This is a genomic window from Aliivibrio sp. S10_S31, assembly GCF_014694495.1.
GTDB classification, from domain to species: Bacteria; Pseudomonadota; Gammaproteobacteria; order Enterobacterales; family Vibrionaceae; genus Aliivibrio; species Aliivibrio fischeri.
Genome location: NZ_JAAUWR010000003.1, coordinates 19,468 through 35,725, shown reverse-complemented (window position 1 = coordinate 35,725; position 16,258 = coordinate 19,468). Strand labels below are relative to the sequence as shown.

17 protein-coding genes are annotated in these 16,258 nt (G+C 41.0%); 11 read left to right on the top strand and 6 right to left on the bottom strand.

The window, feature by feature from the left end; translation table 11 throughout:
• Positions 1–184: 184 nt before the first annotated feature.
• The 7 genes from acs (at position 185) to fis (ending at position 7,357) form a co-directional block, all read left to right on the top strand.
• A complete protein-coding gene (gene acs / locus HC728_RS03150) occupies positions 185–2,134 on the top strand; it encodes an acetate--CoA ligase (protein ID WP_065597701.1) in 1,950 nt (649 codons plus the stop codon).
• A gap of 455 nt (positions 2,135–2,589) precedes the next feature.
• Positions 2,590–3,039: a type II 3-dehydroquinate dehydratase gene (gene aroQ, locus HC728_RS03145; RefSeq protein ID WP_005421280.1), complete on the top strand. Its 450-nt coding sequence runs from the start codon at positions 2,590–2,592 to the stop codon at positions 3,037–3,039.
• Between the two features lie 30 nt (positions 3,040–3,069).
• Positions 3,070–3,528, top strand: coding sequence for an acetyl-CoA carboxylase biotin carboxyl carrier protein (gene accB, locus HC728_RS03140; RefSeq protein WP_005421281.1), 459 nt, complete (start codon positions 3,070–3,072; stop codon positions 3,526–3,528).
• A gap of 11 nt (positions 3,529–3,539) precedes the next feature.
• A complete protein-coding gene (gene accC / locus HC728_RS03135; RefSeq protein ID WP_005421282.1) occupies positions 3,540–4,883 on the top strand; it encodes an acetyl-CoA carboxylase biotin carboxylase subunit in 1,344 nt (447 codons plus the stop codon).
• A gap of 116 nt (positions 4,884–4,999) precedes the next feature.
• The gene (gene prmA, locus HC728_RS03130) at positions 5,000–5,884 is read left to right on the top strand and encodes a 50S ribosomal protein L11 methyltransferase (RefSeq protein WP_017020183.1); all 885 of its coding nucleotides are present in this window, start codon (positions 5,000–5,002) and stop codon (positions 5,882–5,884) included.
• Between the two features lie 185 nt (positions 5,885–6,069).
• A complete protein-coding gene (dusB, locus tag HC728_RS03125; RefSeq protein ID WP_005421284.1) occupies positions 6,070–7,038 on the top strand; it encodes a tRNA dihydrouridine synthase DusB in 969 nt (322 codons plus the stop codon).
• A gap of 22 nt (positions 7,039–7,060) precedes the next feature.
• Positions 7,061–7,357, top strand: a complete 297-nt coding sequence (gene fis, locus HC728_RS03120) for a DNA-binding transcriptional regulator Fis (RefSeq protein WP_005421285.1) — start codon at positions 7,061–7,063, stop codon at positions 7,355–7,357.
• Positions 7,358–7,536: 179 nt separating this feature from the next.
• Here the strand turns inward: fis and HC728_RS03115 are convergent, their stop codons facing one another.
• On the bottom strand, positions 7,537–7,845 hold the full coding sequence (locus tag HC728_RS03115) for a hypothetical protein (RefSeq protein ID WP_005421286.1): 309 nt from the start codon (positions 7,843–7,845) through the stop codon (positions 7,537–7,539).
• An 89-nt stretch (positions 7,846–7,934) separates the two neighbouring features.
• Positions 7,935–8,354 carry a Zn(2+)-responsive transcriptional regulator gene (gene zntR / locus HC728_RS03110; protein ID WP_017020182.1) on the bottom strand — a complete coding sequence of 140 codons (420 nt, stop codon included), beginning with the start codon at positions 8,352–8,354 and terminating at the stop codon, positions 7,935–7,937.
• A gap of 280 nt (positions 8,355–8,634) precedes the next feature.
• Here zntR and purH point away from each other — a divergent pair, with 280 nt between their 5' ends.
• Positions 8,635–10,227: a bifunctional phosphoribosylaminoimidazolecarboxamide formyltransferase/IMP cyclohydrolase gene (gene purH / locus HC728_RS03105; protein ID WP_017020181.1), complete on the top strand. Its 1,593-nt coding sequence runs from the start codon at positions 8,635–8,637 to the stop codon at positions 10,225–10,227.
• Positions 10,228–10,404: 177 nt separating this feature from the next.
• The gene (purD, locus tag HC728_RS03100; RefSeq protein WP_065597713.1) at positions 10,405–11,697 is read left to right on the top strand and encodes a phosphoribosylamine--glycine ligase; all 1,293 of its coding nucleotides are present in this window, start codon (positions 10,405–10,407) and stop codon (positions 11,695–11,697) included.
• A gap of 82 nt (positions 11,698–11,779) precedes the next feature.
• Here the strand turns inward: purD and HC728_RS03095 are convergent, their stop codons facing one another.
• Together HC728_RS03095 and HC728_RS03090 are read right to left on the bottom strand one after the other, a co-directional pair.
• Positions 11,780–12,484: a DUF1481 domain-containing protein gene (locus HC728_RS03095; protein WP_012534047.1), complete on the bottom strand. Its 705-nt coding sequence runs from the start codon at positions 12,482–12,484 to the stop codon at positions 11,780–11,782.
• Between the two features lie 39 nt (positions 12,485–12,523).
• Positions 12,524–12,796: an HU family DNA-binding protein gene (locus HC728_RS03090; protein WP_005421291.1), complete on the bottom strand. Its 273-nt coding sequence runs from the start codon at positions 12,794–12,796 to the stop codon at positions 12,524–12,526.
• Between the two features lie 221 nt (positions 12,797–13,017).
• On the opposite strand from HC728_RS03090, the gene HC728_RS03085 reads away from it, so the two are divergent.
• Entirely contained in the window at positions 13,018–14,085 is a 1,068-nt protein-coding gene (locus tag HC728_RS03085) for a CNNM domain-containing protein (protein WP_065623447.1), read from the top strand.
• 77 nt (positions 14,086–14,162) lie between these two features.
• Here the strand turns inward: HC728_RS03085 and HC728_RS03080 are convergent, their stop codons facing one another.
• Positions 14,163–14,756, bottom strand: a complete 594-nt coding sequence (locus HC728_RS03080) for a YjaG family protein (RefSeq protein ID WP_005421295.1) — start codon at positions 14,754–14,756, stop codon at positions 14,163–14,165.
• A 71-nt stretch (positions 14,757–14,827) separates the two neighbouring features.
• On the opposite strand from HC728_RS03080, the gene HC728_RS03075 reads away from it, so the two are divergent.
• Positions 14,828–15,742 (top strand): D-2-hydroxyacid dehydrogenase, encoded by a 915-nt coding sequence (locus HC728_RS03075; protein WP_065623446.1) that lies wholly within the window; start codon positions 14,828–14,830, stop codon positions 15,740–15,742.
• A 45-nt stretch (positions 15,743–15,787) separates the two neighbouring features.
• On the opposite strand, the gene HC728_RS03070 is transcribed toward HC728_RS03075, so the two are convergent.
• Positions 15,788–16,240, bottom strand: a complete 453-nt coding sequence (locus tag HC728_RS03070; RefSeq protein ID WP_012534145.1) for a TerB family tellurite resistance protein — start codon at positions 16,238–16,240, stop codon at positions 15,788–15,790.
• Positions 16,241–16,258: the final 18 nt, after the last annotated feature.

Sequence of the window (16,258 nt, the reverse complement as noted above, 5' to 3'; positions counted from 1 at the left end):
CTGATTCCCCCCTCAATATTCAGTAAACCCTTCTTTCTCTGACTAAAGTCTAATTGTTGAAAACACATTTCTAGCTGAAAGTAACATCAACCCTACAAGTAAAAAACAGTGCCAATGACGGTGCTGTACTGAAATCGAATAATAAATAAATCTGGATATTTGCTGTATTCACAAGGAGAACAACATGAGTGAGATTCACGTGTACCCGGTCAATCAAGATATCGCTAACAATGCACACGCTGATGATGATAAATATCGTGAAATGTACCAGCAATCCGTTATCAACCCTGAAGGGTTTTGGCGTGAGCATGGACAAATTATTGATTGGATGACTCCTTACACCAAAGTTAAAAATACCTCTTTTGATACGGGTCATGTTGATATTAAGTGGTTTGAAGATGGTGAACTTAATGTATCGGCAAACTGCATTGATCGCCATTTAACCACCCGAGGTAATGAAATTGCCATTATTTGGGAAGGCGATGACCCACAAGACGATGCCTCTATTACCTTTAATGAACTGCATGAACAAGTTTGTAAATTCTCTAATGCATTAAAAAGCCAAGGCGTTCGTAAAGGCGATGTGGTTTGTATTTATATGCCAATGGTGGCAGAAGCGGCTGTTGCAATGCTGGCTTGTACTCGCATCGGTGCCGTTCATACCGTGGTATTTGGTGGATTCTCTCCAGAAGCTCTCGCAGGTCGAATCATTGATTCGGATGCGAAAGTAGTTATCACTGCCGACGAAGGTGTTCGTGGCGGGCGTACCGTTCCACTGAAAAAGAATGTCGATGATGCACTGAATAATCCAGACGTAACCACCATTGAAAAAGTCGTGGTATTCCAACGTACAGGCAATGACATTGAATGGATTGAAGGACGTGATGTTTGGTGGCATGAAGCAACCGCGGTTGCCTCCCCTCATTGTGAACCTGAAGCAATGAATGCCGAAGATCCACTATTCATACTCTATACCTCGGGTTCAACAGGAAAACCTAAAGGTGTACTTCATACCACTGGCGGTTACCTTGTCTATGCCGCCATGACCTTTAAGTATATTTTTGATTATCAAAAAGGTGAAGTGTTCTGGTGTACCGCAGATGTAGGTTGGATCACAGGCCATACTTACTTAATTTATGGTCCTCTTGCTAATGGTGCAAAAACGATTTTGTTTGAAGGTGTACCTAATTACCCAAGCACGAGCCGCATGAGTGAAGTAGTAGACAAACATAACGTTAATATTCTATACACTGCACCAACAGCCATCAGAGCGCTAATGGCTCAAGGCACTGAAGCGGTTCAAGGTACATCGCGCAGCTCATTACGAGTAATGGGCTCAGTAGGCGAACCAATCAACCCTGAGGCGTGGGAATGGTATTACAACACCATTGGTGATGCTCGTTGCCCGATTGTTGATACATGGTGGCAAACAGAAACTGGCGGCATTTTAATTTCCCCTCTTCCTGGCGCAACGGCATTAAAACCTGGATCTGCGACTCGTCCATTCTTTGGTGTTCAACCCGCTTTAGTGGATAACATGGGAAATATCATTGAAGGGGCTACTGATGGAAACCTTGTCATTACCGACTCTTGGCCGGGACAAATGCGAACCATTTATGGTGACCATGACCGTTTTGAACAAACTTACTTTTCTACTTTTAAAGGCATGTATTTCACCAGTGATGGCGCTCGACGCGACGAAGATGGTTATTACTGGATCACAGGACGTGTTGATGATGTATTAAACGTATCTGGCCACCGCATGGGAACCGCCGAAGTTGAATCTGCATTAGTGGCGTTTGATAAAATTGCTGAAGCTGCAATTGTTGGCGTACCACATGATATTAAAGGCCAAGCGATTTATGCCTATATCACCCTAAATTCAGGCGAAATTCCAAGCGCAGAGCTACATAAAGAAGTCAAAGACTGGGTTAGAAAAGAAATTGGACCGATTGCTACTCCTGACTTTTTACATTGGACTGATTCATTACCTAAAACCCGTTCAGGCAAAATTATGCGTCGTATCCTTCGTAAAATTGCAACCGGAGATACCTCTAATCTAGGAGATACTTCTACGCTAGCAGATCCAAGTGTGGTTGATAAGCTGATCGAAGAACAAAGAAAGATAGCTTAACTAAATATAAGCGTTCTAAAACATAGTACTAGCGCGTAAATTTTAATTAAAAGTCATCATAGATTTTCTATGGTGGCTTTTTTGATGTGACGTTTAGCTCAAATTTACAGATCTCTTATTTCTTTCCTTATTCCTTGCTAATAAACAAAATCAAAAACAGTATAATTACTCAACAAGTTAGAAAGTATTTGTTAACTAACAGATAATACAGCAGAACTTTATTACTTTCTTTGGTTCTAATTATCACTTTTGAGTCAAAATATGTTTTATTCTTTATACTCAAAATGAAACTTAGAGCTGATAAGACCAGTATTTTGCTGCGATTTGCTGTGAATTGTCTATAATTGCTTTTTATGTGGTGTTGCAGACTGAAAAATTGCAATAAACCAACAAATCGAATATAAAAGATGTGCTTTTTTTACTTTAACCGTAAAAACAAGGAATTTAGCATCACAATGTCTACTCAATCGCGAATTTTAGTTCTCAATGGCCCAAACCTAAATCTATTAGGTCTGCGCGAACCTGCTCATTATGGCAGCCAAAACTTAGAGCAAATTGTTAATGATTTGACTACTCAAGCCGATGCTTTGGGTGTAGAGCTCGAACATTTACAGTCTAATCGTGAATATGAGTTGATTGAAGCTATCCATAATGCTTATCAACGTATTGATTTCATTATCATCAATCCAGCTGCTTTTACGCACACGAGCGTTGCTTTACGTGATGCTCTACTTGGGGTTGATATTCCTTTTATTGAAGTACATTTATCAAATGTCCACGCTCGTGAACCCTTTCGCCACCACTCTTATCTTTCAGATAAAGCCGTTGGCGTCATTTGCGGTTTAGGGGCTGATGGCTACGAATTTGCTTTGAATGCAGCAGCAAAACGTCTGCGTTCAAATTGATCACTGAATATAAACAGAAGAGATTACAAAATGGATATCCGCAAAATTAAAAAACTGATTGAACTAGTTGAAGAGTCTGGCATTGCAGAACTTGAAATCGCGGAAGGTGAAGAATCAGTACGCATCAGCCGTGCTATCGCACCAATTGCTCAAGTAGCTCCTGTTCAAGCAGTTGCGGCTCCTGCTGCACCAGTAGCAGCGGCAGCTCCAGTTGCATCAGCACCTGCAGCAGTTGAAGCTCCAGCAGAAATTGCTGGCCATAAAGTTTGTTCTCCAATGGTTGGTACTTTCTACGGTGCACCAAGCCCTGATGCAAAACCATTTGTTAAAGTTGGCCAACAAGTAACTGCTGGCGATACACTATGTATCGTTGAAGCAATGAAAATGATGAACCAAATCGAAGCAGACAAATCAGGCGTTGTAACTGCAATTCTTCTTGAAGATGGTCAACCGGTTGAGTTCGACCAACCTCTTGTTATCATCGAATAATAGAGGCTGTTATGTTAGATAAATTAGTTATCGCAAACCGTGGTGAAATTGCACTACGTATTTTGCGAGCATGTAAAGAGCTTGGCATCAAAACGGTTGCTGTGCACTCTACTGCTGACCGTGATTTAAAACACGTACTGCTTGCAGATGAAACTATTTGTATCGGTCCTGCACGTGGTATCGACAGCTACCTAAACATCCCTCGTATCATCAGTGCTGCTGAAGTTACAGGTGCGGTTGCGGTTCACCCAGGTTACGGTTTCTTATCTGAGAATGCTGACTTTGCAGAGCAAGTTGAGCGTTCTGGCTTTATCTTTGTTGGTCCAAAAGCAGAAACTATCCGCATGATGGGCGACAAAGTATCAGCAATCACTGCAATGAAAAAAGCAGGCGTACCTTGTGTACCTGGTTCTGATGGTCCACTAGATAACGATGAAGCGAAAAACAAAGCACACGCAAAACGCATTGGTTACCCAGTAATCATTAAAGCGTCTGGCGGCGGCGGTGGTCGTGGTATGCGTGTTGTTCGCGCAGAAAAAGACCTTGTTGAAGCGATTGCAATGACTCGTGCTGAAGCAAAAGCATGTTTCAATAACGAAATGGTTTACATGGAAAAATTCCTTGAAAACCCTCGTCACATTGAAGTTCAAGTTCTTGCTGATGGCCAAGGTAACGCAATTCACTTAGGTGAGCGTGACTGTTCTATGCAACGTCGCCACCAAAAAGTAGTTGAAGAAGCGCCAGCTCCAGGTATTACTGAAGAAATGCGTAAATACATCGGTGAACGTTGTACTCGTGCATGTCTTGAAATTGGTTACCGTGGTGCAGGTACATTTGAATTCCTATATGAAAATGGCGAATTCTACTTCATCGAAATGAATACACGTATTCAGGTTGAGCACACGATTACCGAAATGGTAACAGGTATCGACCTAGTGAAAGAGCAACTACGTATTGCTGCGGGTCAACCGCTATCTTACACACAAGATGATATCAAACTACGTGGTCACTCAATTGAGTGTCGTATCAATGCTGAAGATCCCGTTCGTTTCCTACCTTCACCAGGTAAGATTGAACGCTTCCATGCTCCAGGTGGTATGGGTGTACGTTGGGAATCACACATCTACACTGGCTACACAGTTCCACCTCATTACGATTCAATGATCGGTAAGCTAATTACTTACGGTGAAAACCGTGACGTTGCTATCGCTCGTATGAAAAACGCATTAGGTGAAATGATTGTTGAAGGTATTCACGTAAATACACCACTTCAATTAGCAATCATGAATGATGAAAACTTCCAACATGGTGGTGCAAATATTCACTATCTTGAGAAGAAACTAGGCCTACAATAAGCCTTTTCTAATCATTCAATAAATAAGAACGAATTAAAGACGGTGAGTATGATTACTCACCGTCTTTTTTTGTGTTAAAATCGCCCACATTTTCGACTAAAACAAAAGTGATCCCCATGCCTTGGATTCAAGTAAAACTAAATGCAACCTCTGAAAACGCTGAACAGATCGGTGATATGTTAATGGAAGAGACTGGTGCTCTATCTATTACTTTTTTAGACGCTAAAGATACGCCTGTATTTGAACCTCTTCCGGGTGAAACTCGCCTGTGGGGTGAAACGGACATTCTTGCTCTTTATGATGCAGAAGCGGACATGGATTTTGTTATTACTCAATTAAAAGCAAGCCGTCTTCTTGAAGAAGGTTTTGCACATAAAATTGAACAACTTGAAGATAAAGATTGGGAACGTGAGTGGATGGATAACTTCCACCCAATGCAATTTGGTAAACGTCTGTGGATTTGCCCAAGCTGGCGTGAAATTCCAGAGCCAGATGCTGTAAATGTAATGCTAGACCCGGGCCTTGCTTTTGGTACTGGTACACACCCAACAACGTCTCTTTGTCTTGAGTGGCTAGAAGGATTAGATCTTGAAGGCAAAACCGTTGTCGATTTTGGTTGTGGCTCTGGCATTTTAGCGATCGCAGCGATCAAATTAGGTGCAGCTAAAGTTATCGGGATCGACATTGATCCTCAAGCAATCTTAGCTTCAAAAGACAACGCAACTCGTAACGGCGTTGCTGATCAAATTGAATTATACCTTCCTCAAGAGCAACCAGAAGGTCTCATCGCAGACGTAGTTGTTGCAAACATTCTTGCAGGTCCACTACGCGAGCTTTCAGGCATCATTACCTCTCTAGTTAAGCCACAAGGTCAACTAGCTATGTCAGGCGTATTAGACACGCAGGCAGAAGATGTAGCGTCATACTATGCTGAACAATTCGACTTAGATGCGATTGTTGAGCAACAAGAATGGTGCCGAATCTCGGGTAAAAAGAAATAAGCACTGCGCTTTTTTGATAAAACTTCAATGCCTCAATACTAAATTTGAGGCATGAAACCGCCTAATTGACTGAATTATAGACAATTTACAAAAAGAAAATGTAAATGCTCAAAATTTGCTCTTTTCAGGCGGGGAAAAAATGCGTAAAATGCGCGCCCTTGCTGACACAAACGTGTGTGGATGTTTTGCAGATAGGTCAATATACATTAAAAAATAATCTTATCGTTGCACCAATGGCTGGTGTTACTGATAGGCCCTTTCGTGAGTTGTGTATGCGCTATGGCGCAGGCATGGCTGTGAGCGAAATGATGTCTTCTAATCCGAAACTGTGGAAAACATCTAAGTCCCAAAATCGCATGGTACATGAAGGTGAATCTGGTATTCGCTCAGTACAAATTGCAGGGGCTGATCCAAAGTTAATGGCGGAAGCAGCGCAACACTGTGTTGAAACCGGTGCGCAAATCATCGATATCAACATGGGATGCCCTGCAAAAAAAGTGAATAAGAAGTTAGCAGGCTCAGCACTATTACAGCGCCCAGATCTTATTGAAGAGATCTTACTGGCTGTGGTTAATGCTGTTGATGTTCCTGTCACTCTGAAAACTCGCACAGGCTGGGATCCAGACAATAGAAATTGTGTTCAGGTTGCAAAAATGGCTGAACAATGTGGCATCCAAGCTTTAGCGCTTCATGGGCGTACCAGAGCTTGTATGTACAAAGGTGAAGCTGAGTACGACAACATTAAAGCGGTAAAAGAAGCGATTTCTATTCCGGTTATAGCGAACGGTGATATCGACTCGCCGGAGAAGGCTCGTTTTGTGCTTGATTACACAGGCGCAGACGCTTTGATGATCGGCCGTCCTGCACAAGGTAGGCCATGGATTTTTAAAGAAATCCAACATTACTTAGAAACGGGCGAACTCATGCCACCTCTTCCAATTGAAGAAGTGAAGGCCACTTTACTTGGCCATGTTCATGCGCTTCACCAATTTTATGGTGAGTTTTTAGGTCCTCGCATTGCACGTAAGCATGTGGGTTGGTACTTAAAAGAGCATGAGCAAGCAAATGATTTCCGCCGCAGCTTTAACGCGATTGAGGATGCTTCATTGCAACTCTCTCAACTTGAAAGCTATTTCGACCACGTTGCATCATAATAAAAGAAGAGCTAAACAGAATATGTTCGATCAATCTATGACTTCAGAAGCATTAACAGTTACAACAGTTACAGCACAAGACCAAATTACTCAGAAACCACTACGTGACTCTGTTAAGGCTTCGCTGAAAAACTACTTAGGCCAACTAAACGGTCAAGAAGTTAACGACTTATATGAATTAGTATTAGCTGAAGTAGAGCAACCTCTACTAGACATGATCATGCAGCATACTCGCGGCAACCAAACAAAAGCAGCAAACATGATGGGTATCAACCGTGGTACTCTTCGCAAGAAACTTAAAAAATACGGCATGAACTAATCCACGCCTTATTTGAAAAATTTAAAGCAGTGTTAAGCAATTAACGCTGCTTTTTTATATCTGCCAAATAAATAATACCAATCGTAGTAAATAACTGCTTACTTACTGTGATTGGTATAACAAGTACAAAAAAACCGATACGCATTTTACTGCTGTATCGGTTTTTCTTGTTTACTCTACTATGGCGGCCATGCTCGTTTCTTGCCACCACCAGCGCCTGCGCCCGAGCGAATAAGCTCTACTGCTTTTGCTGTTTTTTCTTCAATACCTTTTAAACGCTCATCAAGTTCACTTAAATCAGCTGCGGCTCCCGCTGTACTCGTACCTTGAGTACCACCACCATCAACCATTTTCGCGATCTTGGCGTTCTGAGCTTCAATACGCTTAATGCGAGCATCAAGCTCCATTACCGCTCTACCTTGCTCACTGATTTTTTTATCGATAACTTTCAGAGCGGAAAGCAATTTCATTACGTATTGTTTTTCCATTAATCGGCTCTCACCTAACTTTCGCTCATATTGGTCTATTGTTGTTATCGACTATTTTATCAACTTCTTTAATAAACACGCACAACTATTTAGTCTTTTTTCTCTTCTAATTCAGCTAACGCAGAAAGAATAGAACAGTGAGAAGCATCTTCATCAACATGACCACAACAAGCATCATTTATACTCTTTAATGCAAGGCGAATGTCTGTTAGTTGAGCGATTTTTTCGTCGATGATATTTAACTTAGATTGAGTAATGGCTTTTACTTCTGCACAACTGTGTTTTGTTGCTTCTAATCTAATCGCTAATAATTCTTGAATTTCATCCAACGCGAGACCAAGTTGCTTCGCCTTTAGAATAAAACGAATTTGAGCCAGATTGTCATCATTATACAAACGGTAACCACTGCTACTTCTTCTTGATGGCACAAGAAGACCGTTTTTTTCGTAAAAACGTAATGTGTCGCTCGTAACATTACATTGTTTAGCTAACTCACCAATTAAATACATTTTTTACTTCTTATTCCTCTTTACTTCACTCTATTTTGATTCTTTTTAAAGAAAAAGGGCATCTTTTTTTGCGAATGCAATCGATTGCGCGAGCTTTTTTGTTTAACTTTAGTTAGAATATTCGCCAATAGGTTGATCTGATGTTTCGCACTTTACTCTTTTTAGGGTGTTTTCCAAAACTGGCCAATTGCTGTTTATTGATTCATATGAAATGAAAAATAACAGAACAAGTTCATTTTTGGCAAAAATCCTAACTTAATTCTAAAGGAAGAAAGTAGCAATGAATAACGCACGTCCGATCCGTCGCGCGCTGATTAGCGTATCTGATAAAACTGGTATTGTAGAATTTGCTCAAGCATTAGCTGAACGTGGTGTAGATATTTTATCTACTGGCGGTACAGCACGTCTGCTTGCTGAAAAAGGCATCTCAGTAACTGAAGTATCTGATTACACTGGCTTCCCTGAAATGATGGATGGCCGCGTTAAAACTCTTCATCCTAAAGTTCATGGTGGTGTACTTGGCCGTCGCGGTCAAGATGATGGCATCATGGAGCAACACGGTATCAATCCTATTGATATGGTTGTTGTAAACCTATACCCATTCGCAGAAACCGTAGCAAAAGAAGGCTGTACCCTTGCTGATGCCGTTGAGAACATCGATATCGGTGGCCCTACCATGGTTCGCTCTGCAGCGAAAAACCACAAAGACGTAACTATCGTAGTAAATGCTCACGATTACGACCGTGTTATCACTGAAATGGACGCGAACGAGAAATCTCTAACACTAGAGACTCGTTTTGACCTAGCTATCGCTGCATTCGAGCACACGGCTTCTTACGACGGCATGATTGCTAACTACTTCGGTACTATGGTTCCTTCTTATGGAGAGAACAAAGAAGGTGATGAAGAGAGCAAATTCCCTCGTACGTTCAACCAACAGTTCGAGAAAAAACAAGACATGCGCTACGGTGAGAACAGCCACCAAGCTGCGGCATTCTACGTTGAAGCGAATCCTGAAGAAGCATCAGTATCTACTGCTCGTCAAATCCAAGGTAAAGCACTTTCTTACAACAACATCGCTGACACTGACGCTGCACTTGAGTGTGTGAAAGAGTTCGACGAGCCAGCATGTGTAATCGTTAAGCACGCTAACCCATGTGGTGTAGCTCTGGGCAAAAACATCCTAGAAGCTTACGACCGTGCATTCAAAACAGACCCAACATCTGCATTTGGCGGCATCATCGCATTCAACCGCGAACTAGACGCAGCAACAGCAACGGCTATCACTGAACGTCAATTCGTTGAAGTTATCATTGCACCTTCTGTTTCTGCTGAAGCAGTAGAAATCGTAGCGGCTAAGAAAAACCTTCGCCTTCTTGAGTGTGGCGAGTGGACAACTAAGACAACTGGTTTTGACGTAAAACGCGTTAATGGTGGCTTATTAGTTCAAGACCGTGACCAAGGCATGGTGTCTGAAGATGACCTACAAGTTGTTTCTAAGCGTCAACCTACAGTTGAAGAACTAAAAGACGCGCTATTCTGCTGGAAAGTAGCGAAGTACGTAAAATCTAACGCGATCGTTTATTCAAAAGGCGACATGACTATCGGTGTTGGTGCTGGGCAAATGAGCCGCGTTTACTCTGCGAAGATCGCTGGCATCAAAGCGGCTGATGAAGGTCTACAGGTTGAAGGTTGTGTGATGGCATCAGATGCATTCTTCCCATTCCGTGACGGTATCGATGCGGCAGCAGAAGCTGGCATCAAATGTGTTATCCAACCGGGCGGCTCAATGCGTGACAATGAAGTAATCGAAGCTGCTGATGAACACGGCATGGCGATGATCTTTACGGGTATGCGTCACTTCCGTCACTAGGAAAGACAGTAACGAGAGCGCTTCGCTTCTAGAAACTAGAACGCTGCGCTCCTATAAGAGCAAAAGAGTACACTCAGTGAGCTTAATATTGCTCTTATAGTTTCTCGCACACTGAACTTTGTATTCACCGATTTAAATAATTTATCCCCATTACAAAATGGTATTAAGGATTAAAACATGAACGTATTGATCATTGGCGCAGGCGGCAGAGAGCATGCTTTGGGTTGGAAAGCAGCACAAAACCCAAATGTTGAAACAGTATTCATCGCTCCTGGTAATGCAGGTACAGCACTTGAACCAAAACTAGAAAACGTCGCTATTGATGTTGAAGATATTGCAGCTCTTGTTGCTTTTGCGAAAGAAAAAGCAATCGAACTGACCATCGTTGGTCCTGAAGCACCATTAGTTATTGGCGTTGTTGATGCATTTCGTGAAGCAGGTCTTCCTATCTTTGGACCAACTAAAGCAGCCGCTCAACTTGAAGGTTCTAAAGCGTTCACCAAAGATTTCCTTGCTCGTCATGATATCCCAACGGGTTCTTATGCAAACTTCACTGAAATTGAACCTGCATTAGCTTACGTTCGTGAACAAGGTGCACCTATCGTTGTTAAAGCTGACGGTCTTGCCGCAGGTAAAGGCGTTATCGTTGCAATGACACTTGAAGAAGCCGAAGATGCCATCAAAGATATGCTGGCAGGCAATGCATTCGGTGAAGCTGGTAGCCGTGTTGTTATCGAAGAATTCCTTGAAGGTGAAGAAGCCAGTTTCATTGTAATGGTGGATGGTGCAAGCGTACTTCCTATGGCAACAAGCCAAGATCACAAACGCGTAGGCGACAAAGACACAGGTCCAAATACTGGTGGTATGGGTGCATACTCTCCAGCTCCTGTTGTAACTCCTGAAATTCATAATCGTATTCTTGAAGAAGTTATCTACCCTACAGTGCGTGGCATGGATGCAGAAGGTGCACCTTATACAGGTTTCCTTTACGCAGGCCTTATGATCGATGCAGAAGGTACACCAAAAGTAATCGAATACAACTGTCGCTTTGGTGATCCAGAAACACAACCTATCATGATGCGTATGGAGTCAGACCTTGTTGAGCTTTGTCTAATGGCTATCGACGAGAAATTGGACGAAGCAGAATCTAAATGGGACCCACGAGCTTCTATCGGTGTTGTTCTTGCTGCTGGTGGGTATCCAGGAGATTACGCAAAAGGTGATGTTATTTCGCTGCCTTCTGAAGAAACTGAAGGTCAAAAAATCTTCCATGCAGGCACCACAAATAACGATGCTGGTGATGTTGTGACAAACGGTGGTCGCGTACTTTGTGCTACCGCATTAGGTAATACCGTATCAGAAGCTCAAGAGCGAGCTTATCAGCTTGCTAAACAAGTAAGTTGGAATGGAATGTTCCATCGTAATGATATTGGTTACCGTGCTATTGCTCGTGAATTAGAAACCAAATAGCTTTACAGAAAATAAATAATAAAGGCGCTGTAATAGCGCCTTTTTTTGTTCGACTTGATTAATCTTAATCTTAATCTTAATCTTAATCTTCAATCAATTCCGGACGCTCTACACATGAATAACTATCATCTGTTAATAGTAATAGTTCAGACATCTTTAACTCATTTTTATCTCTACGAGTTTCTTGGCCTAAAAATGAAATAAAACTATCCAAGCCAGATAATCTTGCCACCACGAAATTAGGTAGTATTTGGTTAAACTCTAATTGATCGTATTGTTTACCATCACAAGAGTAAAAAGTCTCACCATCCCATTCACCTTGGAATAATTTAATATCGTCTTTATTTAGAGCTTCAACCTTAGTGACCAAATATTTAGATTGATCTTGAAATTGTGTTAATTGAGCAGGCATTAATGGCAAAATACGCCCATCTTTATCATAACGTTGATAAACAGCCTCACCATTACCGTTATAGCGAATATGCATAGAATAAGGGATTAACTCACTCTCAGAATCAAGCATTTCTCCTTCACGGACAGCTTCAACAAGAGTTTCTTTTTCCCAACGATAAGTAGTTTTATACCAACCATAATCACCCATTGTGACATAATCAGATGCTACAATAGGTTGCTGTAAACGACGGGTATACCAATAATAACTTGTTGCATCACCTTGGATTTGACCACCGGTTAATGTAACAGATTTGATGCGTTGTTCATCAGATGGATTAGACGAACAGCCAAAAAGAAAAGTAGATAGAAGTAAAGTAGATAGAATGCGCTTCATAAAAATGCCGAGTTAAGGATTAACTCGGCAAAGTATAGCTTAGTTTACTGATTCTTTCAGTGCTTTACCTGCAACAAATGCAGGAACTTTAGCCGCTTTGATTTGAATCTCTTCACCAGTCTTAGGGTTGCGACCAGTGCGCGCAGCGCGGTTGTTAACTTTAAAAGTACCAAAGCCAATAAGTTGAACTTGCTCGCCATCTTTAAGAGCGCCAGTTACGCCTTCTAGAGTCGCTTCAAGAGCTGCTTTTGCTTGTGCTTTTGATAGGTCTGCTTTTTCAGCAATAGCATCAATTAACTGGGTTTTATTCATTAGGGTTTCCCTTCTATTTTTTTGAAATCCTAGTAACTCTAATGCATAAAGACCCCATCTGGCAAAGGTTTGTGCCCTTTCTTGCTGTAGAATGCGCGTTCTTTAGACATAAACTGAGTAACGTCTCACAATTTGTTACTATTTTTCATTAATGAGTCATTGTATTTTGGTTATTCCGTACCCATTTTATAGTGGCTTGCTTATTTTTTTTGAGATTAATAATGTTAATTTTATCCATCTATATAGCCATTTCTATTGGTGTTTCTTTCATTTGTTCGGTATTAGAAGCGATTCTTCTTAGTATCAGCCCAAGCTACCTTGCAAAATTACGACAAGAAAACCACCCCGCAGCACCTCGACTAACAGCATTAAAAGATAATGTTGATCGCCCTTTATCATCAATTTTAACGCTAAACACGATAGCTCACACCGCAGGTGCTGCAGCATCGGGGGCTCAAGCATCAATTGTTTTTGGTAGTGAATGGTTAGGTGTTTTTTCAGCTTTCCTAACTTTTGCCATTCTACTGTTCTCTGAAATTGTTCCAAAAACAATCGGAGCAACTTACTGGCGTCAACTTGCTCCGATGGCAGCGACAATGCTTCATTGGATGGTGCTATTGCTAAGCCCAGTAGTTTGGATGTCAGAACAAATTACAAAACGACTTTCTCGTGGTCATCAAGCACCTAAATTGCGTGATGAAATTACAGCTATGGCAACATTAGCAAAAGAAAATGGTGAGTTTGCGGAAGGTGAATCAAAAATATTAAACAACATTCTTAATATTCAAGATGTACCTGTTACCCAAGTAATGACACCAAGAACGGTATTATTTCGTGTTAACGCTGAGATGACGGTTGAACAGTTCTTAGAAAAGCACTCAGATACACCGTTTTCGCGTCCATTAGTTTACAGTGAAGATAGTGATAACATCATCGGCTTCACTCACCGCTTAGAACTTTTCTCAGCAATGCGTAAAGGGCAAGGTGAACGACCTCTTGGCGCGATGATGCGTCCAATTCAGGTTGTTATCAGTACGTCAACACTGCCAAAAGCTTTTGAGCAACTAATGAAGCACAGAGCACAACTGGCATTAGTTATTGACGAATACGGTACCGTTCAAGGCTTATTAACACTAGAAGATATCTTTGAATATATGGTCGGCGAAGAAATTATCGATGAAGCAGACAAAACTACCGATATGCAACAACTTGCTCAACAACGTTGGACAAATTGGAAGAATAAACACGGTGTAATCGATAATACCGATGCTGAAGAAGAAAAAGAATAATAAAAGGTGTTAGCAAGCCCCTTTTGCAAACAAAAAAACCGATGAGTAATCATCGGTTTTTTTATTAAATCAGAAAATCAGTACGTTAACTCTAAGCCAATATTACTGATATTTTCATCTCGTAATTCTTGTCGTAAATCTTTAATTAAATCGATATCACGTTCTTCAGCTTCGCGTAATGGGCGGAAAATGGCCCACTGAACATCCCACTCCTCACAGATCACATCGATCTCTTTTTGATTTTCATCTGTCACTTCTTCACCGGTTTGAGCTTCAACAAGTTGAGCTACCGTCATTACAGAAAGTTGACTGATCTTAAACATCGCCTCTTCTAACTCGTCACGATCTAAAATACCATGTAAGAAAGTAGATAGTGCAACACAAGCATCAATTGCTGGGTAAGTAAGATAAATTGAATCGTCATTAACTTCTGGGATCATCTCTTCCAGTTTTTCTAATTGACGTTCAAAGTTAATCTTGGCATTTTTAACGGTTAATAGCTCCCAAATACTATCAAGAATTACTCGATAGGTTTGTGGTTCAGCAAAACCTGTAGCCTCACAGTAATGTGCGTAGTTTGGATACATACGTTCACACAAAGAAGCCATAAAAGTAATTTGTTGCCATGGTTCAAACTTTTCTAAACGAACTTGGATCGGGTTGCGTAACATAGACGATTCTGCACTATTCAAAAAGGACGCTTTAAGTGTACTTGATAACCGCGAATGACAAAAGGAAGGTTATGAATAAATTACTTATCATTTCAAAAGAAAAAGAGAAATACCTCTCACTTTTAGAGCAAGCGGATCTCCCGGATCTTGAAATTTGTCACGATATTAGAAAAGCAGAGATCCTTCTTGCTGATCCACCACTAGTCATCGATCTCTTAGACCAATTCAAAAATCTAAAATGGTTACAGTCTACTTTTGCGGGTATTGACTCTCTAGTCCAACCTAATTTAAGAACCGATTACCATTTAACCAATGTTCGTGGCATTTTCGGTCAACAAATATCAGAGTATGTTTTGGGTTACTCCATTCAATACTTTCGTCATTTCAAACAATATGCTGATCAGCAAAAAAAGAAACAATGGCAGCCCCATACATACTCTTCATTAGTCAATAAGTGCATGGTTATTTTAGGAACAGGCTCAATAGGAAGTGAGTTAGCCGCAACCGTTAAGCAACTTGGCTTTATCGTTTATGGTATTAACCGTTCAGGGATCCCTCCTAAAGATTCTCCCTTTGATTGTATATTCCATATTTCAGAAATTGAAAATGCTTTTCAATATGCAGATGTGATTGTAAGTACATTACCAAAGACGGAATTAACGATGGATTTACTAAATAGTCAAACCTTAAAAAACTGCAATGGTGCATTGCTATTTAATGTCGGACGAGGGGAAGTACTGGAAAATTACGGTTTACTAAACGCACTTGAGTCTGGATCTATTTCTCATGCATTTTTAGACGTATTTGCTCATGAACCACTATCTCAAGAATGTCCTTACTGGAATCACCCAAATATTACGATTACACCACATATTGCGGCACTCAGCTTTCCAGAGCAGGTGTTTGAACAATTCTACGACAACTACTTACGTTGGCGAGATGGGTTCTCTTTAATTAACTCCATAGACTTTACTAAGGGTTATTAAAATAGTTAGCCTGTTATTGCTCGTTTAATTAACAGGCTAAGTGTATTAATCCTTAGGTGCTGCCGCTAATTTAGCTCGAATAAACTCTAAGTGATCAAGATAAATTAACTCTGATACTTGACGAATCACCGCCTCTTCCATTGGCTCTATAACGCCATCAGCGTAGGCCACTTGCCACATTGCTTCTATTAAGTGATAACGCTCTTCGGGCATCAGCGCTCTTAACTTCGTTGTAAACTCATACAAAGATGTAGACGCTTTACTTTTTTGCATCGCTTCTAGTAACAATAATTTTGCTGACTCTTCGTTAAGGCCAAGAAGCTTCATTAGTAACTGTAATTTTGCGGTATCTTCTCTCTCATCACTCTGATGATCCGCGTTTGATACTTCACACAAAAGTGAGGCCATCGCTAAGTGCATCGATGCGGTTTCACTCGCCCCGCTTTCTGTCGCCTCATGAATCACTTTCTTCAATAATGTACGTAATTGTTTAAACATAACCGACTCTTGATTGCT